This window comes from Alsobacter soli (assembly GCF_003004785.1).
Taxonomy (GTDB): Bacteria; Pseudomonadota; Alphaproteobacteria; order Rhizobiales; family Beijerinckiaceae; genus Alsobacter; species Alsobacter soli.
This window is the reverse complement of record NZ_PVZS01000006.1, coordinates 57,864-83,202: the sequence shown is the minus strand read 5'-3', so window position 1 is coordinate 83,202 and position 25,339 is coordinate 57,864. Positions and strand designations below refer to the sequence as shown.

The window sequence follows — 25,339 nt, the reverse complement described above, 5'->3', positions numbered from 1 at the left end:
TGGGAAGACCTATTCCAGACCCGCGGCGCGATGAAAGATACCACGGGCTGCGCGCGTGGAGTCTTCCCGGGCAGGGCTTCTAACATACTCTCAGAGCTTTAGGAGGCGTTTGCGACCGCATTGGGTCCATGTGGGCCTTGTGCGGGGCGCATGGCCGCGACTAAAGGCGGACGCCGTCGGACCGCGCCAGGCTGCAGGTCGTTCCCGCGGCCCTCCATTTCCCGCAGAAGTCGGCGGCCTGGGCGGCGTTCTGGAAAGGCCCCAGCGTCAGGCGGTGACGCGAGGGCGCGTCCGGCGCCTGCAGGACGCTCGCCGCTAGGGCGCCGACGCTGTCCTTGTGACGCAGCTGCAGGATCTTCCACCAGCCCCACAGGGTGTCCGGGCTGCTCGCTTCCCCAAGCAGGACTGCAAAGCTTTGGGGTTGGACAAGGGCCGGCTCTGGCTTGGCGCTCTGCGGCGGCAACGATCCCGTGGTCAGGACGTCTTTTTCGAGGGAGGCGCCCAGCTTCGCCAAGGTCGGGCGCAGGGACGAGCGCAGGGGCAGAACGGAAGGGCCGGTCAGGGCGAGCGCGACGGCGAAGACCGCCCACCAGCCGGCCATGCGGGCGCGCCGCTCCCGATCCGCAGTTGCGGTCGCGCGGTCCGGCGACCGTGGCTCGCGAGCGCGGCCAAGCCGGGGCGTGTCGGAGAAGGTGGGTTCAATCCGGGCGTCGATCGCCATGGTTCGTCATCTGGTCGCGCGGGCTTGTGGCGAGGGCTCGCGCTGGTTAATCCCTGTTCACCATAGGGCGGCAATGTAAACGAAATGCTGCCGGAGAGACTTACGCCCATGAACGAGATCGTCCCGCCTGCCGTCGCCAAGCCCACCGACACCGGTCCGGACATCGGCGGAGAGTTGGCCGACGAGTTGCTGGCCCCCATCGCGACCCGCCGTGGGCTAGCGATCATTCTGGCGGCCGGCGAGGGCACGCGGATGAAATCCGCCACCCCCAAGGTTCTGCACGCCGTCGCGGGCCTCAGCATGCTGGGCCATGTGGTCAAGGCGGCCGAGGATGCGGGCGTGGATGCGATCGCGGTTGTTGTGGGGCCGGGCCGCGAGGATGTCGCGCGGGAGGCCCTGCGGCTGGCGCCGGGGGCGAGGGTGTATGTGCAGGAGCAGCGCCTCGGCACGGCGCACGCCGTGCTGGCTGCGCGGGAGGCGATCGCCGACGGATTCGACGATGTGGTCGTGCTCTTCGCGGACACGCCGCTCGTGCGGCCGTCAACCATCCAGCGGATGCGCAACGCCGTCGGGGAGGGCGCATCTGTGGCGGCTCTCGGCTTCGAGGCCCGGGACCCGACTGGATATGGCCGCATGGTGGTGGACGAGGGATCCCTCGTGGCGATCCGCGAGCACAAGGACGCCAGCGAGGACGAGCGGCGGATCACGCTGTGCAACGCCGGCCTGATGGCCTTCGATGGTCGGCATGCGCTGGAGTTGCTGGACGCCATCGGCTCCGACAACGCGCAAGGCGAATTCTACCTCACCGATGCCGTTTCGGAGGCGCGCGGGCGCGGCTACGCCACGCTGGCCCTGGTCGCTGACGAGGACGAGGTCCGGGGCGTGAACGACCGGGTGCAGCTCGCCGTGGCCGAGTCGATCATGCAGGGCCGCCTGCGCGAGGCCGCGATGCGCGCCGGGGTGACCATGGTGGCGCCCGAAACGGTGTTCCTGAGCCACGACACCCGGATCGGCGAGGACGTGGTGATCGAGCCCAATGTGTTCTTCGGTTTGGGAGTCACCGTCGGAGCAGGGGCGGTGATCCACGCCAACTGCCATTTCGAGAAGGCGGCGATCGGGGAGGGCGCGGAGGTTGGGCCCTTCGCGCGGCTGCGCCCGGGCGCCGATCTCGGCGCCAAGACGAAGGTCGGCAACTTCTGCGAGGTCAAGAACGCCAAGGTCGAGACCGGCGCCAAGATTAACCACCTGAGCTATGTGGGTGACGCGGTGGTGGGCGCGAAGGCCAATGTCGGGGCCGGCACGATCACCTGCAACTACGACGGCTTCCACAAGGCGAAGACGATCATCGGCGAGGGCGCCTTCATCGGCTCCAACTCGGCCCTGGTCGCCCCCGTGACGATCGGGTCAGGCGCCTATGTGGGCTCCGGCTCGGTCGTCACGGACGATGTGCCGGACGACGCGCTGGCGCTCGGCCGCGGTCGGCAGGTGGTGAAGGAGGGCTGGGGCAAGGCCTTCCGCGAAGCCAACAAGAAAGGCTGAGGCGGCGGCGCCGTCATCCCCGGCCGGAGCGGCGAAGCCGCGGAGGGGAAGGGGATCGGGGGGGCGCCTGAGAGCGCGCTTCCTTCCTGAATCTCCTTCCCGGCGATGCGCCGGGGATGACGGACCGTAGGTCCTACTGACCCCGCCTTGAAGCGCTGGCGAAGCGGACCGCTTCCTCTGCGGCTCGGAACAGGGCCTTGGCCTTGTTGACGCACTCCTGCTGCTCGGAATCGGGGTTGCTGTCGTACACGATCCCGGCGCCGGCCTGGACGAACATCTTGCCATCCTTCACCACGGCCGTGCGCAGGACGATGCAGGTGTCCATCTCGCCGTTGGCGCCGAAATAGCCGATACAGCCGGCGTAGATGCCGCGTTTGTCCTTCTCCAATTCGTCGATGATCTGCATCGCGCGCACCTTCGGGGCGCCCGAGACCGTGCCGGCCGGGAAGCCGGCGACCAGGGCGTCGAGAGCGTCGTGCTCCTTCGAGAGCACGCCCTCCACGTTGGACACGATGTGCATCACTTGGCTGTAGCGCTCCAGGAAGAAGCTGTCGGTCACCGTCACGGTGCCGATCTCGGCCACGCGGCCCACGTCGTTGCGGCCAAGGTCGAGCAGCATCAGATGCTCGGCCCGCTCCTTCTCGTCGGCCAGCAGTTCCTCGCCCAGGGCCTTGTCCTGGGCGGGCGTCGCCCCGCGCGGGCGCGTGCCCGCGATCGGCCGGATGGTGACCTTGCCCTCGCGGGCGCGGACCAGGATCTCGGGCGACGAGCACACGATCTGGAAGGCGTTGAAGTCCAGGTAGCAGAGGAAGGGCGCCGGGTTCACGCGGCGCAACGCGCGATACAGAGACAGCGCGGGAAGCGGGAAGGGCGCCTCGAAGCGCTGGGACAGCACCACCTGGAAGATGTCGCCGGCCCGGATGTACTCCTTCGCGCGGTCGACCATGGCCTTGTATTCGTCCGGCGTGGTGTTCGACGTTCCCGCCTGGGCGAGAAGGTGAGAGTCCGCCAAGGGCGCCGAGGTGGGCAGCGGGCCCTCCAGGGCGGCCACTACCTCGTCGATCCGGTCGCGGGCCAGCTCGTAGGCCGCCTTGGCGGTCTGGCCGGGACGAGGGCGAACCGGGCTCAGGACCGAGATCTCGTCGCGAACGGCGTCGAAGACCACCATGACGGTCGGCCGCACCAGCACGGCGTCGGGCACGCCCAGCGCGTCCGGGTTCGGCTCGCCCAGGCGCTCCATGTGGCGGACCATGTCGTAGCCGAGATAGCCGAACACGCCCGCCGCCATCGGCGGGAGCTCTGCCGTGAAGGGAATCGCGCTCTCGTCCAGCAGCCCACGCAGCGCATCCAGCGGCGGCTCCGTGCACAGCTCGAATGCCTTCGGTTCGTCCAGGGCGACGCGGTTGATCTCCGAAACCTGGCCCGAGCAGCGCCAGACGAGATCAGGCGAAAGGCCGATCATCGAGTAGCGCCCGCGCACGGCGCCGCCCTCGACGGACTCCAGCAGGAAACGGGGTCCGGGATGCCGGTCGCTGAGCTTCAGGAAGGCAGAGACCGGCGTCTCAAGGTCGCCCACGAGGTTGGCGCGCAGGATCTGCGCCCGTCCCTCGTCGTAAACGCGGGTGAAGTCGTCGAAGCTGGGCAGGAGCGACATGGCGTCCTCAGAACTGTCCGCCGCCCAGCGCCTGACGCATGGCGGCCTCGTTCACGCCCGAGCCGATCTGCTTCTGAACCTGCTGCACGTAGATGTTCAGCATGTCGTCTCCGAGCGCGAGGCGAATCTGCTCGTCGAGCTGCGCCACCGACTGCTGTGTCGGGATCAACGGCGGGACTTCGGCGGAGTCCACGCGGACGACGAGCCGCTGCTGGGCGCTCGAGCCCAGGGCGCTCGCGGACTTGCCCACATGCGTGGAGAAGACCTGCGCCACGGCCGCGGCGGACAGGGGGCCGGCGGCGCCCTGGCGCTTGATGTCCTTGGCGGACTGGACCTGCTCGCCCAGCTCGCCGGCGACGCTTTCCAGGGTGGCGCCGTCGTTGATCTTCTTGACCGCCTCGGACGCCTTGGCGGCCACCCGGTTGGCGATCTCGTCGGCCTTCCAGGCCGCCTCGACCTCGGGCTTCACCTCGTCGAGCTTGCGCTCGCGCGACGCCTCGATGCCGTTGATCTCGAACCAGACATAGCCGCCGTCGCGGGTCGACACGGCCTCGTTGTCGACGCCGACGTCGGAGGCGAAGACGGCCTTCAGCACGGCGTCCCTGTCGGCCAGCTCCACCGGCTTCCCGTCCTTGCCGCGTCCGGCGCGGTCGACCTCGACCTGCCGGGCCTGGAGCTTCACGTCCTTGGCGATGTCGGCCAGCGGCTTCGCGGAGGCGCGCTGGTCCTCGATCTTGTCATGAACGTCCTGGATATCGTCACGCGACTTGCTGCGGGCGATCTCGCTTTTGATCTCGCCGGCAACCTCCGTGAAGGGCTTCACCTGCTCGGGCTGCACTTCGCCGACATGGACGATGACGGCGCCGAAACGGCCTTCGACGGGTTCGCTCGTCCCATTGGCGGCCAGGGAGAACGCTGCCTCCGCCACCTTCGGGTCGATGATGGCCTCGCGGGTGACCAGGCCGAGGTCCAGGTCCTGGGCGGGAATCTTCCGCTCCTCGGCGATCGCCTGGAAGCTCGTCCCGGCCTTGATCCGGTCCGAGGCGGCCTTCGCCTCCTCCATGCTGGGGAACACCATCTGCTGCACGGCGCGCTTCTCGGGCTGGCCGAAGCGCGCCTTGTTGCGGTCGTAGAAGGCCTGGGCCTCGGCGTCCGACACCTGGTCGGGCTTCGCCACGTCGGCAGGGCTCAGGGTCATCACGGTGACCTTGCGATATTCCGGAGCGCGGAACGCGGCCTTCTGCTGGTCATAGAAGGACTGCAGGGCCGCCTGGTCCGGGGCCGGGATGTCGCCCACCTTGTCGGCGCCGATCGTCACATAGCTGATGGCCCGCGTCTCGCTCTGGTAGCGGTGCACCGCCTCCCGCAGCACGCCCGGCACGGTGACGCCGCCGCCGACAGTGTCGGCGAGCTGCTGGCGCAGGTAGACGTTGCGCTGGGCGCGCACGAAGCCCTGCTCGTTGAAGCCCTGGTTGCGGATGGCTTCGTTGAACAGGTTGCGGTCGAACTGGCCGTTGGCGCCCTTGAAGTTGGGGTCGGCGAAGATCGACTTGGCGATGGTCGCGTCGGAAATGGCGAGGCCGTAGGCCTTCACGCGATCGTCGAGCGCGGCCTCGGTCATCATCTTGGACAGGACCTGGCGGTCCAGGCCCGCGGCGCGGGCCTCGTCGTTGCTGATGGCCCGGCGGAAGCGGCGCGAGAGCTGCTGCAGCTCGTTCTGGTAGGCGTCGCGGTAGGAGAGCGCCGAGATCTCCGTCGAGCCCACATAGGCCACGTTGGTGTGGCCCATGTTGCGGATCATGTCGCCGATGCCCCAGATGCCGAAGCTGAGGATCAGGAAGCCGAACAGCACGGCCACGACGATGCGTCCGAGCCAGCTTTGTCCGGCCTTGCGCATTCCTGCCATCATGGGGCGACGACTCCTTCAGCATCCATCATCGGGCGCCGCGCACGCGGCGAACGCGGCTTCATAGTCCAGACGGGGCCCGGACGCGAGCCTTTTGGACCCCGGGCCGGCGCGGCCGGTCTCCTTTCGCAGCGCTTTCTGCGCCGCGCCGCTTCTGGTATCCGGCGCATGGGTTTCGATCAGGGAGAACACAATGACCGCGTCCGCGCGCCCGCGCCCCCTCGTGGCCGGCAACTGGAAGATGAACGGCCTCAAGAGCGCGCTCAAGGAGATCGCCGCCATGGGCGCGGAGTTCGACCCGGCGCTCAAGCGCAAGATCGACCTGCTGATTTGCCCGCCGTTCCCCCTTGTGTACCCGGCCGCGGCGGCCGCCATTGGCACGCGCATCGCCGTTGGGGGGCAGGATTGCCACGCCAAGGAGAGCGGCGCGCACACGGGCGACGTCTCGGCCGAGATGCTGTCGGACGCCGGCGCAAGCTATGTGATCGTGGGCCATTCGGAGCGGCGGACAGACCACAAGGAGAGCGACGCCGTCGTGAACGCCAAGGCCCAGGCGGCCTGGCGGGCGGGGCTCACCGCCATCGTGTGCGTAGGCGAGACCAAGGACGAGCGGGAGGTCGGGCGCACGCTGGCCGTGGTCAAGAAGCAGCTGCGCGGCTCCATTCCCGACGGCGCCACGGCGGCGAACCTTGTGGTGGCCTACGAGCCCGTCTGGGCCATTGGCGCCGGCCTGACGCCCACGGCGAAGGATGTCGAGGAGGTCCACGCCATGATCCGCGCCGAGCTGCGCAAGATCGTCGGCAAGGACGAGGCGCCGCTGGTGCGCATCCTCTACGGCGGCTCGGTGAAGCCCTCCAACGCTGCGGAACTGATGGCCGTGCCGGACGTGGACGGCGCCCTGGTGGGCGGCGCCAGCCTGAAGGCGGCGGACTTCATGGGAATCGCCGCGGCGTATCGGTGAGGCGACCGGCGTCGCTTCGAAAGTCTGCCCCTCATCCGGCGCTGCGCGCCACCTTCTCCCCGTTCCAGGGCGAAGGGCTTGCGAGGCGGCGGATGCGCGACAGACCCCCTTCTCCCCGTCACGAGGAGAGGGCTGGTGAGGGGGCACGCGCGGCAAACATGTCTGCGCTGGCCCATTGTCCTCGGCTGTAGCTCTCCCCATCTTGGCGCCTGTGTCGCGGGCGTGCTAAACGCCCGGCGACAGTTCGGCCGGGACCGCCTTCTCGCGATGGCGATGCCCCCGGCCTTTTGGCTTGAACACGGCTTCGGCCCGGAAGGACCCATGCAGCAGGTTCTGATCGTCCTCCACCTGATCGTGGTGCTCGCGCTCGTGGGCGTCATCCTCCTCCAGCGCTCCGAGGGCGGCGCGCTGGGCGGCCTTTCGGGCGGCGGCGGCGTTTCCGGCTTCCTGACCGGCCGCGGCCAGGCGAACGCGCTGACCCGCGCCACCGCGATCCTGGCGGCGATCTTCTTCGCCACCAGCATGATCCTGGCGATTCTCGCCGGCGCGAACCGCGCGCCGAAGTCGATCCTCGACACGAACGCGCCCGCCGGCGCCCCGGCCGCTCCGGCGCAGGCTCCCTCGGGCGGCGTGCTCGACCAGCTCAACCGACTGCAGAACCAGCAGACGCCCGCGGCTCCGGCCGCGCCTGCGCCCGCGGCGCCGGCTCCGGCGGCCCCCGCCGCGCCGGCCCCCGCGCCCCAGCAGTAACGAGACGGAACGAGGGCCGGGCGACCGGCCCTCTCTCTTTGACGATCCCCGAGGGCTCAGCCCTCCCGAACCGAGCGCCGGTTTCCCGTAAGGGGCGCCGGGTTGAACCTTGTGGAGAGGCCCAAACGGGCCGCAGCCGCCCCTCTGCGAATCGGCGGCGACGGAGTAGATGGAAAACCCCATGGCTCGCTATGTTTTCATCACCGGCGGCGTGGTTTCTTCCTTGGGGAAGGGCCTGGCCTCCGCAGCCCTGGGCGCTCTCCTGCAGGCCCGCGGCTATTCCGTCCGGCTTCGCAAGCTCGATCCCTACCTTAACGTCGACCCGGGCACGATGAGCCCGTACCAGCACGGCGAGGTCTTCGTCACCGACGACGGAGCCGAGACGGACCTCGACCTCGGGCACTACGAGCGCTTCACGGGCACGCCGGCCTCCAAGGCCGACAACATCACGACCGGCCGCATCTACCAGGAGATCATCGCCAAGGAGCGCCGGGGTGACTACCTGGGCGGCACCGTCCAGGTGATCCCGCACGTCACCAACGCCATCAAGGAGTTCGTGCTCACCGGCAACGAGGGCGTGGACTTCGTTCTTGTCGAGATCGGCGGCACGGTCGGCGACATCGAGGGCCTGCCGTTCTTCGAGGCCATCCGCCAGCTCGGCAACGACCTGCCGCGCGGTCACGCGGTGTACGTGCACCTCACGCTGCTGCCCTATATCCCGACCGCCGGCGAGCTGAAGACCAAGCCGACGCAGCACTCGGTGAAGGAGCTGCGCTCCATCGGCATCCAGCCCGACATCCTGCTCTGCCGCACGGACCGCGAGATCCCGCGGGAGGAGCGCCGCAAGCTCGGACTGTTCTGCAACGTGCGCGAGAGCGCCGTGATCGAGGCGCGCGACGTCTCGTCCATCTACGCCGTGCCGGCGGCGTACCATGAGGCCGGGCTCGACCAGGAGGTGCTGGCCGCCTTCGGGATCGAGCCGGCCCCCAAGCCGAACCTGTCGCGCTGGCAGGAGGTGACGGACCGGGTCGACAACCCGGAGGGCGAGGTCACCATCGCGGTCGTCGGCAAGTACACGGGCATGAAGGACGCCTACAAGTCCCTCATCGAGGCCCTGAACCATGGCGGCATCGCCAACCGCGTGAAGGTTAAGCTCGACTGGATCGAGTCGGAGGTCTTCGAGAACGACGACCCGGCGCCCTTCCTGGAGCACGTCGACGGCATCCTGGTGCCCGGCGGGTTCGGCCAGCGCGGCGCAGAGGGCAAGATCCGCGCGGCGGGGTTCGCTCGTGAGCGCAAGGTGCCGTATCTGGGCATTTGCTTCGGCATGCAGATGGCGGTGATCGAGGCGGCCCGGTCCCTGGCGGGCGTCAAGGACGCCAACTCCACCGAGTTCGGCCCCTGCAAGGAGCCGGTTGTCGGCCTGATGACCGAGTGGATGCGCGGCAACGAGCTCGAGCAGCGCTCGGCTGAAGGCGACCTGGGCGGCACCATGCGCCTCGGCGCCTACAAGGCCCGCCTCGCGGAAGGCAGCCGCATCGCCGGGATCTACGGCGACACGGAGATCTCGGAGCGACACCGCCACCGCTACGAGGTGAACATGGGCTACCGGGAGCGGCTTGAGGCGAACGGCATGCGCTTCGCGGGCGTATCGCCAGACGGGCTGCTGCCGGAAACGGTGGAGTTCCCCGACCACCCCTGGTTCATTGGCGTGCAGTACCACCCCGAGCTGAAGTCGCGGCCCTTCGAGCCGCACCCGCTCTTCGCGAGCTTCATCGCCGCCGCCGTGGAGAAGAGCCGCCTGGTGTGAGCCCAGCCGATCCGGCTGCTCATCGCGGCCGATCGGAGTAAGCTCGGCCAGTCATCATGAACCGGTGCTCCCCCATGCCTCGCGGCCTCGACCATCTCGTCCTTCCTGTACGCGACCTCGACGCGGCGGGGCGCCTGTATGAGGCGCTCGGCTTCACGGTGGGCGCCCGCAATCGGCATCCCTGGGGCACGGAGAACCGCATCGTGCAGTTCCCGGGTGTGTTCCTTGAGCTGATTACGGTCGGGGAGGCGACGGCTATCGAGCCGCACGGGCGCGGGCGGTTCTCCTTCGGCGCCTTCGTGCGCGACAGCCTGCAGCGCGGCGAGGGCGTCGCCATGCTGGTGCTGGAATCGAAAGGCGCCGAGGCGGATCGGGCGGCCTTTGCGATTTCGGGAATTGGCGGCTACGAGCCGTTCTTTTTCGAGCGGCAGGCGAAGAAGCCTGACGGATCGCCGGTGCGGGTCGCTTTCAGCCTCGCCTTCGCGCGGGACGAGCTGGCGCCGGAGGCGGGGTTCTTCGTCTGCCAGCAGCACGAGCCGCAGAACTTCTGGAACCCGGCCTTCCAGCAGCACGCCAACGGCGCGATCGGCGTGGAGGCCGTGACCATGATCGCCGAGAACCCCGCCGCGCATGCGGAGTTCTTCTACGCCTTCACCGGCCAGCACGACATGGGTTCCACCTCGGCCGGGATCACGGTGCGCCTGCCGCGCGGGCGCATCGAGGTGATGACGGGGGCGGCTTTCGCCTTCCACACCGGCGTGCATCTTGACGAGGAGCCCGCGCGGCTCGTCGGCTACACGGTGGCGGTGAAGAGCCTCGACGACCTCGCCATCCGCATCCGCGCCGCGCGCTTGCCGCACTGCATGATCGGCAAGTCGATTGTCCTGCCGCCCGAGGCGGCGTTCGGCGCCGTGATCAGCTTCGTGGAGCGGGCGGCGGGCTAGCGGTCGCACAGCCTGCCGTCATCCCCGGCCGGAGCGGCGTAAGCCGAGGGGAAAGGGGATCCAGGGGCAGCCTGGAACCCGGTCTCGTGGATCCACTTCCCCGCCAGCTTCGCAGGCCGCTGGGGATGACAGCCGCGTTTATCCCGGGAACTGGAAGCTCTTCACCGAGCGCGTGGGAAAATCGAAGAGCTTGCCCGTCTCGGCCCAGGCAGGGGACGCCATCTCGACCAGGTGGGGCGCGAGGTCGTCGGGCGTCTGCAGCGACATCGGGTCCTCGCCCGGCATGGCGGTCTCGCGCATGCGGGTGCGCAGGGGCCCGGGGTTCACCATCATGACCTTGATCGGCGTGGTCGCGGTCTCGGCGGCGTAGGTGCAGCCAAGCGCGTCCACGGCGGCCTTGGAGACGGAGTAGGGGCCCCAATAGGCCGTGCGCTTCCACGAGGCGCCCGACGAGATCAGGATGGCGCGGCCGGCGTCCGAGGCGCGCAGCAGCGGGTCGAGCGAGCGGACGAGGCGCCAGTTGGCCGTGACGTTCACGGCGAGCACGTTGTCCCAGTCCTTGGGCTCCACGTGGCCGAGCGGCGTCAGCGGGCCGAGCACGCCGGCGTTGCCGAGGAAAATGTCGAGCTTGCCCCAGCGCTCGTGGATGGCGGCGCCCAGGCGGTCAAGGGCCGGGAAGTCCTTGATGTCCACCGGCACGAGCGTTGCCGCGCCGCCGAGCTCCCGGATCTCGTCGTCCAGCTCCTCCAGCGCCCCTTGCGTGCGCGCAACGGCGACGACGTGGGCGCCGGCCTTGGCGAAGGCGAGGGCGGCCGCGCGGCCGATGCCGCGCGACGCGCCCGTCACGAGCGCGATGCGGTTTTCAAGGGGCTTGGACATTCAGGGGATCATCCGACTTCGGCGAGGATGGGGACCTGCTTCGGGCCTTCCCCGACCAGGTCGGTGACCGGGGTCGGGTAGTCGCCGGTGAAGCAGTGGTCCGTGAACTGCGGGCAGGCGTCGTTGCGGCTGGTCTCGCCCATGGCGCGATAGATGCCGTTTACCGACAGGAAGGCCAGGGAGTCGCAGCCGATGTACTGGCGCATCTCCTCCAGCGTGTGGGTGGCGGCGAGCAGCTTCTCGCGCTCGGGCGTGTCGATGCCGTAGTAGTCCGGGTGCGTGATGGGCGGGCTGGAGATGCGGAAATGCACCTCCTTCGCGCCGGCGTCGCGCATCATCTGGACGATTTTCACCGAGGTCGTGCCGCGCACGATCGAGTCGTCGATGAGCACGATGCGCTTGCCGTCCACCACGGAGCGGTTGGCGGAGTGCTTCATGCGCACGCCGAGTTCGCGCACCGACTGGGTGGGCTGGATGAAGGTGCGGCCCACATAGTGGTTGCGGATAATGCCGAGCTCGTAGGGGATGCCCGACGCCTGGGCGTAGCCGAGCGCAGCGGGCACGCCGGAATCCGGCACCGGGATGACGACGTCCGCCTCGACGGGGGACTCGGAGGCCAGTTCCGCGCCCATGCGCTTGCGCACATCGTAGACGGGCTTGCCGTGGACGACGGAGTCGGGCCGCGAGAAGTAGATGTACTCGAAGATGCAGGGCCGGGCCGGAACCGCCTTGAATGGCTTGAACGACTCGATGCCGTCCTCCGAGGCGACGATCACCTCGCCGTTCTCCACGTCGCGGACGAACTTCGCGCCGATGATGTCGAGCGCACAGGTCTCGGAGGCGAAGATCGGCCGGCCGTCCAGGTCGCCCAGCACGAGCGGGCGGATGCCGAGCGGGTCGCGGGCGCCGATCAGCTTCTTGTTGGTCATCGCCACGAGGGCGTAGGCGCCCTCGAGCTGATAAAGCGCATCGACGAAGCGCTCCATGAAGCGCGCCTTGCGGCTGCGGGCGACGAGGTGGAGGATCACCTCGGTGTCCGAGGTGGACTGGCAGATCGCGCCGTCGCGCACGAGCTGGCGGCGCAGCGTCAGCCCGTTGGTAAGATTGCCGTTATGGGCGACGGCGAAGCCGCCGCTGGCGAGCTCCGCGAAGAGCGGCTGCACGTTGCGCAGGATCGTCGCGCCCGTGGTGGCGTATCGGACGTGGCCGATGGCGCAGGCGCCCTGCAGGCGCTCGATGGTGGCGAGGTCCGAGAAGGTGTCGCCGACGAGGCCCAGGGCGCGCTCGGAATGGAAGCGCTTGCCGTCGAAGGAGACGATGCCGGCGGCCTCTTGGCCGCGATGCTGGAGGGCGTGCAGGCCCAGCGCCGTGATGGCTGCGGCGTCCGGGTGCCCGTAGATGCCGAAGACGCCGCACTCCTCGTGCAGACGGTCGGCCTCGGGGTCGAACAGGGCGGCGCCGGAGGCGTCGAATTCGGCGTGGTCACGACGGGTCATCGCGGTCCTCATCCAAGCATGATCCGCGCAGGGCGGGGGCGCTGCGCGGCGGCTCGTCATTCGTCTCGTCACCTTGTGGGCAAGGCCGGACAGCCGGTCTCGTCCCGCTCGCTCCCGTCGCGAGCTCTTGTCCTTCGCGCTCCCGTCGGCGGATAGCCGAGAAGGGAGCCCGTGGTCAGCGCGTCGGAGCCGGGTTGGCCGCGGTCTCGATCAGCTGCTGAAGGCCCTGTTGCTGCGCCTTCTTATAGGAGGGCGCTTGGTTCGTCTCCGTCCTTTTCTGCGCGGGGGGCGTTGCGCCCGGGGCAGAGGGAGCGGGCGCCGGCGTGGCCGGCTGGTTCGGCGCGCCGGGCGCGGCCGGAGGCTCGCTCGGATCGCCGAGGTTCTTGTTCTTGTTGCGGAGCTTCTGCAGGTAACCCTCCGGGTCCTCCGGCAGCAGGCCCACAATGTAGTCGCCCGTGTCCTTCAGGACCGGCCGCACCTTGGCGTTGCGGACCCAGTCCGGCTGCTGCTTGTCGCCCACGAGCTTGTCGAAGAAGACGAAGGCGATCACGGCGATCAGCAGGCCTCGGGCGGCCCCGAAGAGGAAGCCAAGCGAGCGGTCCAGCGCGCCGATCTTGGAGTCGAGGATCAGGTCGGAGATCTTCACCGTCACGAAGGAAACCAGCACCAGCGTGATCAGGAAGACAGCCGCGATCGCCGCCGCCAGGGCCAGCTGCGCGTTGCTGATGTATTCCTTCGCATAGGGCAGCACCATGGGGTGCAATGCGTAGGCGGCCGCGGCGGCCGCGATCCACGAGCCGATGGCGAGCACCTCCCGGGTGAACCCGCGGACCGCCGCCAGCAGGGCGGAGATGAAGATCACGCCCAGGACGACGAGGTCGAGCGGAGTCACTGGCAATTGGTTCATGCAGCAGGCAGCTCAGCAGGAGGGTTAAGAAAGGCGCCCGTCTTATAGACGGGCAAGGGTTTGACGTCACGCATCTTCCGGCTGCGGCGCCAGGCGCCGTCCCGAGGTCCTGGCGCGAGCGGCGATCCCCGCCACGAGATCGGCGACATCGCCCGCCGATTCAACCCTGATGGGAGGCTTCCCGGCGCTTTCCAGCCCGGCGCGCGGCATCATGGCGGATGAAAACCCGAGCTTCGCGGCCTCTTTGAGGCGGGAGGCGGCCTGGCTCACGGGGCGCAGCGCGCCGGTGAGGCCGATCTCGCCCATGTAGACGCGGTCCGGCGCGAGGGGGGCCTGGGCCAGGGAGGAGACCAGTGCGGCGGCGGCGGCGAGGTCGGCCGCGGGCTCGCTGATTCGCAGGCCGCCGGCGACGTTCAGATAAACGTCGTGCTGGCCCAGCTTGAGGCCCGCGTGGGCCTCGAGCACCGCTATCACCATGGAGAGGCGGCTCTGGTCCCATCCCACCACGGCCCGGCGGGGCGTGCCGAGCGAGGTCGGCGCAACAAGCGCCTGGAATTCCACGAGCAACGGGCGGGTGCCCTCCATGCCGGCGAAGACGGCCGTGCCTGGCGACGCCGTGTCGCGGCCGGCCAGGAACAGGGCGGAGGGGTTACCCACCTCCGACAGGCCGAGGCCGGTCATCTCGAAGACGCCGATCTCGTCGGTGGGGCCGAAACGGTTCTTCACCGCGCGCAGGATGCGGAAATGGTGGGCCCCGTCCCCTTCGAAGGACGCAACAGCGTCCACCATGTGCTCCACCACGCGCGGGCCGGCGATCTGGCCGTCCTTGGTGACGTGCCCGACCAGGATCAGCGCCGCCCCGCTCGTCTTGGCGTAGCGGATCAGGAGCTGGGCCGATCCGCGCACCTGGGTCACCGTGCCCGGCGCAGCCTCGACCGCCTCCGTCCACATGGTCTGGATCGAGTCGATCACCACCAGCTTGGGCGGTGCGCCCTGGGACAGGGTGGTGATGATGTCCTCGACGCTCGTTTCCGAGGCGAGCTCCACCGGCGCCTTGCTCAGGCCGAGCCGTTCGGCGCGCAGGCGCACCTGGCCTACCGCTTCTTCGCCCGAGATGTAGACGACCCGGTGGCCCTTGTTGCTCAACGCCGCGCACGCCTGCATCAGCAAAGTCGACTTGCCGATGCCGGGGTCGCCGCCCAGCAGGATCACCGAGCCCTTCACGAAGCCGCCGCCGGTCACGCGATCCAGCTCGGCGATGCCGGAGGCGATGCGGGGCGCCTCGGGCTCGCTGCCGGTCAGGCCCTCCAGCGCGAAGACGCGGCCCTTGCCGCGCAGGCCCTTGGGCGCGGTCGCGCCGCCGGGCAGCGGGGCGGCCACCGCTTCCTCGGCGAGGGTGTTCCAGCCGCCGCAGGCGTCGCAGCGGCCCTGCCAGCGTCCGTAGACGGCGCCGCAGGACTGGCAGGCGTAGGACATGGAGCGCTTCGCCATCCGCGTCAGTCCACGTAGCGGCGCGCGTAGCGGCGGCCAAGCGAGGTCAGGACCTCGTAGCCGCTCATGCCGGCGCTGGAGGCGACGTGGTCCACGCTGATCGCCGGGTCCATGAGGCTCACCGGGTCGCCGCGGCCGAGGTCGCGCGGCGCCTCAGTGACGTCGACCGCGATCAGGTCCATGGAGACGCGGCCCGCGAAGGGGCAGCGCACGCCTCCCACCATGGCGTCGGCGCCGTGGCGACCGTCGCTGGCCGAGGCTGCGCGGGGGAAACCGTCGGCGTAGCCCACCGAGATCACGGCGATGCGCCTGCTGCCCCGGGCGGTCCACGTGGCGTTGTAGCCCACCGTGTCGCCGTCCTCGACCCAGCGCAGCTGCAGGATGCGGCCTTCCAGGCCGATCACCGGGAGCATGGGATTGGCGGCGCCCGGCTGCGGATTGCCGCCGTAGAGCGCGTAGCCCGGGCGAAGCAGATCGTGGTGGGCCGAAGCGCCCAGGAAGACGCCGGAGGAGTTGGCGAGGCTGCCCTGGAACGACGGAAACGCGCGCCGGACCGCCGCGAAGGCGTCCAGCTGGCGAGCATTGATCGGGTTCTCCGGCTCTTCAGCCGAAACGAAGTGGCTCATGAGCAGGTTCACCGGGCAGCCCCGCAGCCCGGCTTCGCCCGTGGCGATCGCCTCGGGGACTGAGAGGCCCAGCCGGTTCATCCCGGTGTCGACGTGGACGGCCGCTTCAATGCGCACCCCTTCGGCAGCCGTGAAGGCCGCCCATTCTGCGATCTCCTGGGCGGAGCCCAGGACCGGGCGCAGGCGATCACGAACATAGGCCTGGCCGGTCCTGGGCAGCAGGCCATTGAGCACGTAGATGTCAGCATCGTGGGCCGCCGCGCGGGCGCGGGCGCCTTCGGAGAGGTGCGCCACGAAAAAGGTGCGGCAACCGGCCCTGGCCAGGGCCGGCACGGTCCGGTCGATGCCCGTCCCATAGGCGTCGGCCTTGACCACGGCCGCGCAGGCGGCGCCCGGGGCCTTGGCGGCGAGGCTCTTCCAGTTGGCCACCAGGGCGCCCAGGTCGATGGTGAGGACGCCGCCGGCCTCCTCGGGAGGCGGGCCGGATGCGGCCGGGTCTCTGGTCATTCCATGCGCTCGGGCAGGTTGTCGTCGCTGGCGAGGTTGGAGAAGCGGGTGATCTCGGCGTCGAAGTGAACCGGAACCGTTCCCGTGGGGCCGTGACGCTGCTTGCCGATGATCACCTCGGCGCGGCCGTGGATCTGCTCCATCTCGGCCTGCCACTTGAAGTGCTCCTCGGTGCCCATCTTGGGCTCCTTGTTCTTCAGATAATACTCTTCGCGGTACACGAACAGCACGACGTCGGCGTCCTGCTCGATCGAGCCCGATTCACGGAGGTCGGACAGCTGCGGGCGCTTGTCGTCGCGGTTTTCGACCTGACGGGAAAGTTGGGACAGGGCGATGATGGGAACCACCAGCTCCTTGGCCAGGGCCTTCAGGCCGGTGGTGATTTCGGTCAGCTCCTGGACGCGGTTCTCGCCTTTCTTGGCGGAGGCGGACAGAAGCTGCAGGTAGTCGACCACGAGCAGGTCGAGGCCCTTCTGTCGCTTCAGTCGGCGCGCGCGAGCCGTGAGCTGGGCGATGGAGATGCCGCCGGTGTCGTCGATGTAGAAGGGGCAGCGCTCCATCTCGCGTGCCGCGTTCGCAACCCGGGCGAAATCGCCTTCCGAGATCTCGCCGCGGCGGATTTTGTAGGAGGCCACGCCGGACTCCTCGGCGATCAGACGGGTGGCGAGCTGGTCGGACGACATTTCCAGGGAGAAGAAGCCGACGATGCCGCCTTCGAGGCGCTTCATGGCGCCGTCCGGCTGGCGTTCGCCCCGGTACGCCTTGGCGACGTTGAAGGCGATGTTGGTGGCGAGCGAGGTCTTGCCCATGCCGGGGCGGCCGGCGAGGATGATCAGGTCCGACGGCTGCAGGCCGCCCATCATGCGGTCGAGATCGCTGATGCCCGTCGAGATGCCCGACAGCTTGCGGTCGCGCTTGAATGCCTCGGCCGCCATGTCGATGGCGCTGCGCAGGGCGTGGGAGAAGTTCTGGAAGCCGCCTTCCGTGCGCCCCGATTCGGCGAGCTCGTAAAGCCGGCGCTCGGCCTCCTCGATCTGCTTGCGCGGCGGTTCGTCCACGGCGGCGTCGTAGGCGAGGTTCACCATGTCCTCGCCGATGACGATGAGGTTCCGCCGCATCGCCAGGTCGTAGATGGTGCGGCCGTAGTCGTCGGCGTTGATGATCGTTGTCGCCTCGGCGGCCAAGCGCGCGAGGTACTGGCTGACCGTGAGGCCGCCGAGATCGGCGTCCCCGAGGAAGGTCTTCAGCGTGATAGGAGTCGCGACCTTGCCGGACCGGATCAGGGAGGCTGTCAGCTCGAAGATGCGCCGATGCACCTCTTCAGAGAAGTGAATGGGCTCGAGGAAGTCCGAGACGCGGAAATAGGCCTCGTTATTGACCAGGATCGCGCCCAACAGGGCCTGCTCGGCCTCGATGTTGTGCGGCGGCGTCCGATATTGAGGGGTCGGTTCGGGGAGGGGCCGAACCGCGAGTTGCGTCGCTGAAGCCATGTGATTCGCAATTCCGAGAGGGCAGAGCTTACCACCGCCCGCCGGAGCTTGGTGTGGCATGGCCGCCCCGCGAGGGGGAGTCAGTGGCGGCGCTTAGTCCTGCGATTCACAGGGCGGTGGGAATTTGTCCTTCCTGGCAGGGGTAGCCCTTGGGTGTTGCGCCCGCGCCGCAGTGAGTCGTTCGGGCCACAAAAAACCCGGCCGTCGCCGGCCGGGTTTTCCGAAAGCGCAGACGCGCGCGATCGCGATGAGGATCAGAGCTCCTCGCCGCCGGCCTCCGCCAGGGCGGCGCCGACCTCCAGACCGAGGTCCTCGAGGTTGGTCTCCTCGCGGCCCTGCAGGACGCTCTCGCCGCGAGCCTGGCGCTCGGCTTCCTCGGGGCTGCGGGCGACGTTGATGGTCACCACCGCCTCGACCTCCGGATGCAGCTCGACCGTGACCTTGTGGAGGCCGATGGCCTTGATCGGGGTGTGGAGCGCGATCTGCTGCTTGGCGACGCTGAAGCCGCCAGCGGTCAGCACCTCGGCGAGGTCGCGGGCCGCGACGGAGCCGTAGAGCTGGCCCATCTCGCCAGCCGAGCGGATGATGGTGAAGCTCTGGCCGTCGAGCTTCTCGCCAACCTTCTGGGCCTCGCTGCGAGCTTCGAGGTTGCGAGCCTCGAGCTGGGCGCGCTGCGTCTCGAAACGCTCCTTGTTGGCGCCGGTGGCGCGCAGGGCCTTGCCGCGCGGCAGCAGGTAATTGCGGGCGTAGCCGTCCTTCACGCGGACGACCTCGCCCATCTGGCCGAGCTTGGCGACGCGCTCGAGGAGGATGATTTCCATGGTGAGGCTCCTTCAGTGTTCGTTCAGATCGATGCCGGCGGGGCCGGCGGAGGAGGCGGGTTCTTGGCGAGCCGCTTGGCCCGCAAGCCGAGGAGGGCGTCGGCGACGCCCAGAAGCGCGTAGATGAGCGCCGGCCAGCCGGGGATCATGACCAGCGCGAAATAGACCCCGCTGAGCACCCCGACGCGGCCAGCGAGGCCGACGGTGAGCACATGGATCACCGCGAGGCCTTGGAGGCAGTAGGCCATCAGCAGGGACGCCGCGAGGGACCGGGCGCCGAGTCCGGCGAAGCCGTGCAGCGCCACGCCGAGCACGCACGCCGCGCCGAACACGAGCAGCGCCACGTTGGGGAGGGTCGCTGCCGCGGGGAGATAGGGCCAGGGCCGGGGCAGGCGCCCCGAGGCGCGCGTCACACGGGCCGCGATCCACACCAGCAGGGCGGAACTCGCCACGCCCACCGCCGCGCTCACGGGCGGCGCGATGGCCGCCATCAGGCGGGCCATGTCGGCGTTGGATTGGGCCCCCTCGCCGGGCAGGCTGTCGACCTCCGTGCCCAGCCGGCGCAGAACATCCAGGATCTGCTCGAAGGCGCGCACGAAGGACTCGTAGTCGCCGCGACCGATGGAGATCGAGACCGCGGTCGTCAGCGCAGCGGAGAGGAGCGCCATCCACATCAGCAGGCGCCCGATGGGGTACCACTCGACGACGCCGTTCTCGTCTCGGGCCAGCAGCGTGAGGTAGGCGAACCACCAGGCCGGAAGCGCCACGCTGAGCGCGTACGCGGCGCCCGTCTTGACGGAGAACAGGAGGGCCACGAAGACGGCGCCGCACACCGCGGCGATCAGGCCGGCGCGATGACGCCAGCCCATGGCGGCGAGGATGACCGGGAGCGGGGCGACGAAGTACAGGAGAATGGCGAGCGGGTTCCCGGTGGTGATCACCGCGAAGAGAAGGGCGGAGGCCAAGCCTGCGCCGGCGCCGATGCCGAAAATCGCGTTCATCCTGTCGAGCTGTCCCGCGTCCTGTGACGGGTTAGGGGAGGGCCTCTCCCCAACCATCCCGACGGCGGTTCATCCGGCGCCGGGCGACTTCTTCAAGGAAGACGCCGGCCCAGGGGCCGGCGCCGACATTCAGGCCGCGGCGAGGACGCCGCGGCGGAGCGTCATCACGCGATCACGTAGGGCAGCAGGCCCAGGAAGCGGGCGCGCTTGATCGCCTGGGCGAGCTCGCGCTGCTTCTTGGCCGACACGGCCGTGATGCGGGACGGGACGATCTTGCCGCGCTCGGAGATGTAGCGCGACAGCAGACGCGTGTCCTTGTAGTCGATCTTCGGCGCGTTCGGGCCGGAGAACGGGCAGGTCTTGCGACGGCGGAAGAAGGGACGACGGGCGCCACCAGCAGACATCAGACGGTCTCCTCAGCAGGGGCATCTTCACGACGGGGAGGACGCGGAGCGCCGCCCGGACGGCCGCCGAAGCCGCCGCGGTCGCCGCCACGGCCGCCGAAGCCGCCACGGCCGCCGAAGCCACGGTCGCCGCGATCGTCACGATCGTCGCGGTCGCGCTTCTGCATCATCGCGGAGGGGCCTTCCTCGAGCTCCTCGACGCGGATGGTCATGAAGCGAAGGATGTCCTCGTTGATGCTCATCTGGCGCTCCATCTCGGCGATGGCCGCCGCCGGAGCGTTGATGTTCAGGAGCGAGAAGTGGGCCTTGCGGTTCTTCTTGATCCGGTAGGCGAGGGACTTAACGCCCCAGTACTCCACCTTCTCGACCGACCCGCCGAGGCCTTCCAGGACGGACTTGAACTGTTCCGTCATGGCCTCGACCTGCTGCGCCGTCACGTCCTGACGCGCCAGGTACACATGCTCGTAAAGAGGCATAAGCTCTTGGCCTTTCCATTCATCGATTGCTTCCGGCGCGAAGCCCTTCGGGCCACGAAAGGCCCGAGTGGGAATACCGAAGGCGGAGACACGGGAAGTCGGGGCGAGCCCCTGGCCTGCGCGAGCGCATGCCCTTCCGTTCAGCCCCCGGCCGGAAGCTGCGAAGGCGGCTGTGTACAGGCGGAACGCCGGCGTGGCAAGAGGCGTTGGCGCGCCAATGTCGCGAGAGCGGATCCATGCTCGACCATGCCTCCATCACGGTTTCGGACATCCCTCGCGCCGAGCGCTTCTATGACGCTGTCATGGCCGCTCTCGGCTATCCCAAGGTGGGGGCCCGTGGCGACTGGCTCGGCTATGGCCTGCGCTGCGACTCGGAGCACCCCGGGCGCTCTTATTTCACCGTTTGGCTGGGCGTCGCGCCCGATCCCGCCCATGGCCGCCATCTGTGCTTCAAGGCGCCCAGCAGGAGCGCGGTGGACGCCTTCTGGCGCGCGGGATTGTCAGCAGGCGGATCGGGCGACGGCGGGCCTGGGCTGCGCCCCCACTATCACCCGCACTACTACGCTGCCTTTCTCGCAGACCCGGACGGCAACCGCCTCGAGGCCGTCTGCCACCGCGCTCTCGAGTGATTAGCGGAGGAGACGCGCCGGGTTGCCAACAGCCCGGGCCCCCGGCGGAACGTCCCGCGTGACGACCGCGCCGGCTCCGACCAGGGCGCTGTCTCCGATCGTCACGCCCGGCAGGATGATGGCCCCGCCCCCAATCCAGACATCCGCGCCGATGCGCACGGGGCGTCCGAACTCCAAGCCGGTGGCGCGCTCTGCCGGGTCGCGCGGATGGTCCGCGGCCAGGATCTGCACGCCGGGCCCGATCTGGGCGCCGCCGCCGATGAGAACCTCGACCACGTCGAGGATCACGCAATTGAAGTTCAGGAAAACGCCCGAGCCCAGGCGGATGTTGAAGCCGTAGTCGCAATGAAAAGGGGGCCGAACGACCGCGCCTTCTCCTACTGCGCCCAGGCGCTCCCGCAGGAGCGCGGCGCGGGCGTCGCGTGAAGCGCCCAGCGATGCGTTGTAGCGCGCCAGCCATTCCTGGCATCGGGCCGCGTCGTGCTGAAGCTCGGCGTCGCTGGCGTCGTAGAGCTGGCCTGCCAGCATCTTCTGCTTCTCGGTCGTCATTGGGTTCCTCGCGGTGGATTTCCACACCATGACGGACCCCAACCGGCCCACCAAGCGGGCCGTGCGCCAGGCTCAGCTTGACACCGCCACGCCGCCCGTGCCTTTCGGGCGCCCAGATTGCAAGGCGTCCGGAGGAGACGAACCCATGACCGCCGCTTTCACTTTTCCGGGGCAGGGCAGCCAGGCTGTCGGCATGGGCAAGGCTCTCGCCGATGCGTTCCCGCAGGCGCGCGCCGTGTTCGACGAAGTCGACGCCGCCCTGGGGCAGAAGCTCTCGACGGTGATGTGGGAAGGGCCGGAGGCCGAACTCACCCTCACGGCCAACGCCCAGCCGGCGCTCATGGCCGTCAGCATGGCGGTGATGCGGGTGCTGGAGGCCGAAGCCGGCCTCGACCTGGCGCGGGACGCCGCCTATGTGGCCGGCCATTCGCTCGGCGAGTACTCGGCGCTCTGCGCCGCCGGCGCCTTCACGATCAGCGACACGGCGCGCCTGCTGCGCATCCGCGGCGACGCCATGCAGAAGGCCGTGCCGGCCGGGCAGGGCGCCATGGCGGCGCTGCTGGGCCTCGACTTCGAGGCGGCCGCCGCAGCTGCGGCCGAGGCCGCCCAGGGCGAGGTCTGCCAGGCCGCGAACGACAACGGCGGCGGGCAGGTGGTGGTGTCCGGCGCCAAGGCCGCCGTGGAGCGCGCCTGCGAGATCGCCAAGTCCAAGGGCGCGCGTCGCGCCGTGCTGTTGCCCGTGTCCGCCCCCTTCCATTGCGCGCTGATGCAACCGGCCGCCGACGCCATGCAGGAGGCCCTGGCCAAGGTCGACATCCGCCCGCCGGTCGTGCCGGTGGTCGCCAACGTCCATGCCGAGGCGATCCAGCAGCCCGAGGCCATCCGGGCCTCCCTCGTGGCGCAGGTCACCGGCACCGTGCGCTGGCGCGAGTGCGTCGCGTACATGGCCGCGCACGGCGTAACGACCTTCTATGAGATCGGCTCCGGCAAGGTGCTGAGCGGCCTCGTGAAGCGCATCGCCGACAGCGCCCAGGGCGTTCCGGTCGGCACGCCCGACGACGTCGCCGCCTTCAAGGCCGCCCGCTGAACCTTTTTCCCAGGAGAACGACCATGTTCGACCTCACCGGCAAGACCGCGCTCGTGACGGGCGCCTCCGGCGGCATCGGCGGCGCCGTCGCGCGGGCGCTGCACGGCCAAGGCGCCACAGTGGCGATTTCCGGCACCCGCAGGGAAGCTCTGGAAGGACTCGCCGGCGACCTTGGCGAGCGCGTGCACGTCATCACGGCGAACCTGTCGGACAAGGACTCCGTGGAGGCGCTCGTGCCGGACGCCGAGAAGGCCATGGGCCAACTCGATATCCTGGTGAACAACGCCGGCGTCACCCGCGACAACCTCTTCATGCGCATGAAGGACGAGGAATGGGACCAGGTTATCCGGGTCAACCTGGAGGCCTCGTTCCGCCTGATGCGGGCCGCCGTGAAAGGCATGATGCGCAAGCGCTGGGGACGCATCGTCTCCATCACCTCCGTGGTGGGCACGACGGGCAATCCGGGGCAGGGGAACTACGCCGCGTCCAAGGCTGGGCTCGTCGGGATGTCCAAGTCCCTGGCCGCCGAGGTCGCGAGCCGCAACATCACGGTCAACTGCGTCGCGCCGGGCTTCATCGAGACCGCCATGACGGACGTGCTGAACGAGAAGCAAAAGGAATCGATCCTCGGGACCGTGCCGATGGGCCGCCTGGGGACGGGCGCGGAAATCGCTTCGGCGGTGGTCTACCTGGCTAGCCAGGAGGCCTCTTACGTGACCGGGCAGACGCTGCACGTGAACGGCGGAATGGCAATGATCTGAGGATCTTCGGCTTCATTCCTCACCTTTTGTGGGAGGGCTTTGGCCCTCTCGCCAAGAAAAATAAAGTATGTTACTCAGCCCTCACGTCCATTGGGGGCTTGACGGCGCCGCACGCTGCGGCGTTTGAGGGACCATCCGGGGCAACTGTCCGGCAGGCCAGTGAATCCCGGCGAGACCCCCCGACAACTCCGGGCCGTGAACGCGGTACGGCTTTCCTTTTCCGGTCGAGACGGCGAAGGCCGCGCGACCAGCATGAACGAGGTTGAAAACATGAGCGACATCGCCGCCCGCGTGAAGAAGATCGTCATCGAGCACCTGGGCGTCGAGCCGGAGAAGGTGGTCGAGAGCGCCAACTTCATCGATGACCTCGGCGCCGACTCCCTCGACACGGTCGAGCTGGTGATGGCCTTCGAGGAGGAGTTCTCCGTGGAGATCCCGGACGACGCCGCCGAGACCATCCGGACGGTCGGCGACGCCGTATCCTTCCTCGAGAAGAAGGCCGCGGCCTGATCGCCGCCGCCTGAACACATCGGACTGGTCAGCATGCGGCGCGTCGTCGTCACGGGGCTGGGGATGGTGACGCCGCTTGGCTGCGGCGTCGACATCACCTGGAAGCGGCTTCTCGAGGGGCGGAGCGGCGCGAGCCGCATCGAACGCTTCGAGGTCAGCGACCTCGCTGCGAAGATCGCGTGCCAGGTTCCGCGGGGCGACGGCTCGGACGGGACCTTTGACGCAGACCAGTGGATGGATCCCCGCGATCAGCGGCGCGTCGACGACTTCATCGTCTTCGGCGTGGCCGCGGCGCGGCAGGCTCTTGAGGACGCGGGCTGGAAGCCCACGACCTACGAGGAGCAGACGACGACGGGCGTGCTCATCGGCTCGGGCATCGGGGGCATCGGCGGTATCTACGACGCCTCGATCACCCTGGCCGAGAAGGGCCCCCGCCGCATCTCCCCGTTCTTCATCCCCGGACGCCTGATCAACCTGGTGTCGGGCTACGTCTCGATCGAGCACGGGCTCAAGGGCCCGAATCACGCGGTTGTCACCGCCTGCTCGACGGGCGCGCACGCCATCGGCGATGCGGCTCGCCTGATCGCGCTCGGCGACGCCGACGTGATGGTCGCTGGCGGCGCCGAGTCGCCGATCAACCGCCTCTCCATGGCCGGCTTCATCGCCTGCCGGGCCCTGTCCACGGGCTACAACGAGGAGCCGACGCGCGCTTCGCGCCCGTATGACAAGGATCGCGACGGCTTCGTGATGGGCGAGGGGGCCGGGGTGGTGGTGCTCGAGGACCTCGAGCACGCCAAGGCGCGGGGCGCCAAGATCTACGCCGAGGTGATCGGCTATGGCCTCTCGGGCGACGCCTATCACATTACGTCGCCTTCCGAGGACGGGGACGGCGCCTATCGCTGCATGTCCGCGGCGCTGAAGCGCGCCGGCGTCTTGCCGTCGGACATCGACTACATCAACGCCCACGGGACCTCGACGCCGCTCGGCGATGAGATCGAGCTGCGCGCAGTGGAGCGCCTCGTCGGCAACGCCGCCAGCGAGCTGGTCATGTCATCGACCAAGTCTGCCATCGGCCACCTGCTGGGCGCCGCCGGAGCGGTCGAGTCGATCTTCTCCGTCCTGGCGATACGCGATCAGGTCGCGCCGCCGACGCTGAATCTCGACAACCCTTCGGTCGAGACGCCGATCGATCTGGTGGCCCACAAGGCGAGGGCGCGGAAGGTGGACGTGGCGTTGTCGAACTCGTTCGGTTTCGGCGGCACCAACGCCTCGGTGGTGTTCCGGCGTTACGACGCGTGACGCGTCGGGCGTCCAGCGCGTTCCACATCAATCGATATCCGTCAAGCTTGCGCCAGGCCCGCCCTTTCGCCACATTCGGCGCTAAGGTCCGAGCCTCCGTGCGGCATTGGCCGCCCGTTGC

At 69.1% G+C, this 25,339-nt stretch carries 24 protein-coding genes; 10 read left to right on the top strand and 14 right to left on the bottom strand.

Going from position 1 to position 25,339, the window contains the following annotated elements:
- Positions 1-160: 160 nt before the first annotated feature.
- Complete coding sequence (locus SLNSH_RS06970; RefSeq protein WP_146140211.1) at positions 161-721, bottom strand: hypothetical protein; 561 nt, start codon at positions 719-721, stop codon at positions 161-163.
- 198 nt (positions 722-919) lie between these two features.
- Here SLNSH_RS06970 and glmU point away from each other — a divergent pair, with 198 nt between their 5' ends.
- Positions 920-2,260 (top strand): bifunctional UDP-N-acetylglucosamine diphosphorylase/glucosamine-1-phosphate N-acetyltransferase GlmU, encoded by a 1,341-nt coding sequence (glmU, locus tag SLNSH_RS06965; RefSeq protein ID WP_280954461.1) that lies wholly within the window; start codon positions 920-922, stop codon positions 2,258-2,260.
- 133 nt (positions 2,261-2,393) lie between these two features.
- On the opposite strand, the gene trpE is transcribed toward glmU, so the two are convergent.
- A complete protein-coding gene (gene trpE, locus SLNSH_RS06960) occupies positions 2,394-3,914 on the bottom strand; it encodes an anthranilate synthase component I (protein ID WP_106335955.1) in 1,521 nt (506 codons plus the stop codon).
- 7 nt (positions 3,915-3,921) lie between these two features.
- Positions 3,922-5,823, bottom strand: a complete 1,902-nt coding sequence (locus SLNSH_RS06955; RefSeq protein WP_106335954.1) for a SurA N-terminal domain-containing protein — start codon at positions 5,821-5,823, stop codon at positions 3,922-3,924.
- Between the two features lie 190 nt (positions 5,824-6,013).
- Between SLNSH_RS06955 and tpiA the strand changes: the two genes are divergently transcribed.
- The 4 genes from tpiA (at position 6,014) to SLNSH_RS06935 (ending at position 10,285) form a co-directional block, all read left to right on the top strand.
- Positions 6,014-6,781, top strand: coding sequence for a triose-phosphate isomerase (tpiA, locus tag SLNSH_RS06950; protein WP_106335953.1), 768 nt, complete (start codon positions 6,014-6,016; stop codon positions 6,779-6,781).
- Between the two features lie 321 nt (positions 6,782-7,102).
- Positions 7,103-7,531, top strand: coding sequence for a preprotein translocase subunit SecG (gene secG, locus SLNSH_RS06945; protein ID WP_106335952.1), 429 nt, complete (start codon positions 7,103-7,105; stop codon positions 7,529-7,531).
- A 181-nt stretch (positions 7,532-7,712) separates the two neighbouring features.
- Positions 7,713-9,341 (top strand): CTP synthase, encoded by a 1,629-nt coding sequence (locus SLNSH_RS06940; RefSeq protein ID WP_106335951.1) that lies wholly within the window; start codon positions 7,713-7,715, stop codon positions 9,339-9,341.
- Between the two features lie 74 nt (positions 9,342-9,415).
- A complete protein-coding gene (locus tag SLNSH_RS06935) occupies positions 9,416-10,285 on the top strand; it encodes a VOC family protein (protein ID WP_106335950.1) in 870 nt (289 codons plus the stop codon).
- A gap of 138 nt (positions 10,286-10,423) precedes the next feature.
- Here the strand turns inward: SLNSH_RS06935 and SLNSH_RS06930 are convergent, their stop codons facing one another.
- From SLNSH_RS06930 to rpsF, 10 genes are all read right to left on the bottom strand, one after another.
- Positions 10,424-11,164, bottom strand: a complete 741-nt coding sequence (locus SLNSH_RS06930; RefSeq protein ID WP_106335949.1) for an SDR family NAD(P)-dependent oxidoreductase — start codon at positions 11,162-11,164, stop codon at positions 10,424-10,426.
- Between the two features lie 8 nt (positions 11,165-11,172).
- Positions 11,173-12,660 (bottom strand): amidophosphoribosyltransferase, encoded by a 1,488-nt coding sequence (gene purF, locus SLNSH_RS06925; RefSeq protein WP_106335948.1) that lies wholly within the window; start codon positions 12,658-12,660, stop codon positions 11,173-11,175.
- A 175-nt stretch (positions 12,661-12,835) separates the two neighbouring features.
- Positions 12,836-13,558 (bottom strand): CvpA family protein, encoded by a 723-nt coding sequence (locus SLNSH_RS06920; protein ID WP_106336079.1) that lies wholly within the window; start codon positions 13,556-13,558, stop codon positions 12,836-12,838.
- Positions 13,559-13,633: 75 nt separating this feature from the next.
- Positions 13,634-15,058 carry a DNA repair protein RadA gene (radA, locus tag SLNSH_RS06915; protein ID WP_106335947.1) on the bottom strand — a complete coding sequence of 475 codons (1,425 nt, stop codon included), beginning with the start codon at positions 15,056-15,058 and terminating at the stop codon, positions 13,634-13,636.
- 5 nt (positions 15,059-15,063) lie between these two features.
- Positions 15,064-16,191, bottom strand: a complete 1,128-nt coding sequence (gene alr, locus SLNSH_RS06910; protein ID WP_106335946.1) for an alanine racemase — start codon at positions 16,189-16,191, stop codon at positions 15,064-15,066.
- A complete protein-coding gene (locus SLNSH_RS06905; RefSeq protein WP_106335945.1) occupies positions 16,188-17,681 on the bottom strand; it encodes a replicative DNA helicase in 1,494 nt (497 codons plus the stop codon). The genes alr and SLNSH_RS06905 overlap by 4 nt, the downstream gene beginning before the upstream one ends.
- A gap of 254 nt (positions 17,682-17,935) precedes the next feature.
- Positions 17,936-18,502: a 50S ribosomal protein L9 gene (gene rplI, locus SLNSH_RS06900; protein ID WP_106335944.1), complete on the bottom strand. Its 567-nt coding sequence runs from the start codon at positions 18,500-18,502 to the stop codon at positions 17,936-17,938.
- A 23-nt stretch (positions 18,503-18,525) separates the two neighbouring features.
- Positions 18,526-19,503, bottom strand: coding sequence for a DUF2232 domain-containing protein (locus SLNSH_RS06895; protein WP_158266705.1), 978 nt, complete (start codon positions 19,501-19,503; stop codon positions 18,526-18,528).
- Positions 19,504-19,667: 164 nt separating this feature from the next.
- Positions 19,668-19,907, bottom strand: a complete 240-nt coding sequence (rpsR, locus tag SLNSH_RS06890; RefSeq protein ID WP_106335942.1) for a 30S ribosomal protein S18 — start codon at positions 19,905-19,907, stop codon at positions 19,668-19,670.
- On the bottom strand, positions 19,907-20,383 hold the full coding sequence (rpsF, locus tag SLNSH_RS06885) for a 30S ribosomal protein S6 (protein WP_106335941.1): 477 nt from the start codon (positions 20,381-20,383) through the stop codon (positions 19,907-19,909). The genes rpsR and rpsF overlap by 1 nt, the downstream gene beginning before the upstream one ends.
- Before the next feature lie 236 nt (positions 20,384-20,619).
- On the opposite strand from rpsF, the gene SLNSH_RS06880 reads away from it, so the two are divergent.
- On the top strand, positions 20,620-21,012 hold the full coding sequence (locus tag SLNSH_RS06880) for a VOC family protein (protein ID WP_106335940.1): 393 nt from the start codon (positions 20,620-20,622) through the stop codon (positions 21,010-21,012).
- Here the strand turns inward: SLNSH_RS06880 and SLNSH_RS06875 are convergent, their stop codons facing one another.
- On the bottom strand, positions 21,013-21,561 hold the full coding sequence (locus SLNSH_RS06875; RefSeq protein ID WP_106335939.1) for a sugar O-acetyltransferase: 549 nt from the start codon (positions 21,559-21,561) through the stop codon (positions 21,013-21,015).
- Positions 21,562-21,706: 145 nt separating this feature from the next.
- On the opposite strand from SLNSH_RS06875, the gene fabD reads away from it, so the two are divergent.
- The 4 genes from fabD to fabF all read left to right on the top strand — a co-directional run bounded on the left by fabD (position 21,707) and on the right by fabF (position 25,218).
- Complete coding sequence (gene fabD, locus SLNSH_RS06870) at positions 21,707-22,648, top strand: ACP S-malonyltransferase (protein WP_106335938.1); 942 nt, start codon at positions 21,707-21,709, stop codon at positions 22,646-22,648.
- Between the two features lie 23 nt (positions 22,649-22,671).
- The gene (gene fabG, locus SLNSH_RS06865) at positions 22,672-23,409 is read left to right on the top strand and encodes a 3-oxoacyl-[acyl-carrier-protein] reductase (RefSeq protein ID WP_106335937.1); all 738 of its coding nucleotides are present in this window, start codon (positions 22,672-22,674) and stop codon (positions 23,407-23,409) included.
- A 270-nt stretch (positions 23,410-23,679) separates the two neighbouring features.
- The gene (locus SLNSH_RS06860) at positions 23,680-23,919 is read left to right on the top strand and encodes an acyl carrier protein (RefSeq protein ID WP_106336078.1); all 240 of its coding nucleotides are present in this window, start codon (positions 23,680-23,682) and stop codon (positions 23,917-23,919) included.
- A gap of 33 nt (positions 23,920-23,952) precedes the next feature.
- On the top strand, positions 23,953-25,218 hold the full coding sequence (fabF, locus tag SLNSH_RS06855) for a beta-ketoacyl-ACP synthase II (RefSeq protein WP_106335936.1): 1,266 nt from the start codon (positions 23,953-23,955) through the stop codon (positions 25,216-25,218).
- Positions 25,219-25,339: the final 121 nt, after the last annotated feature.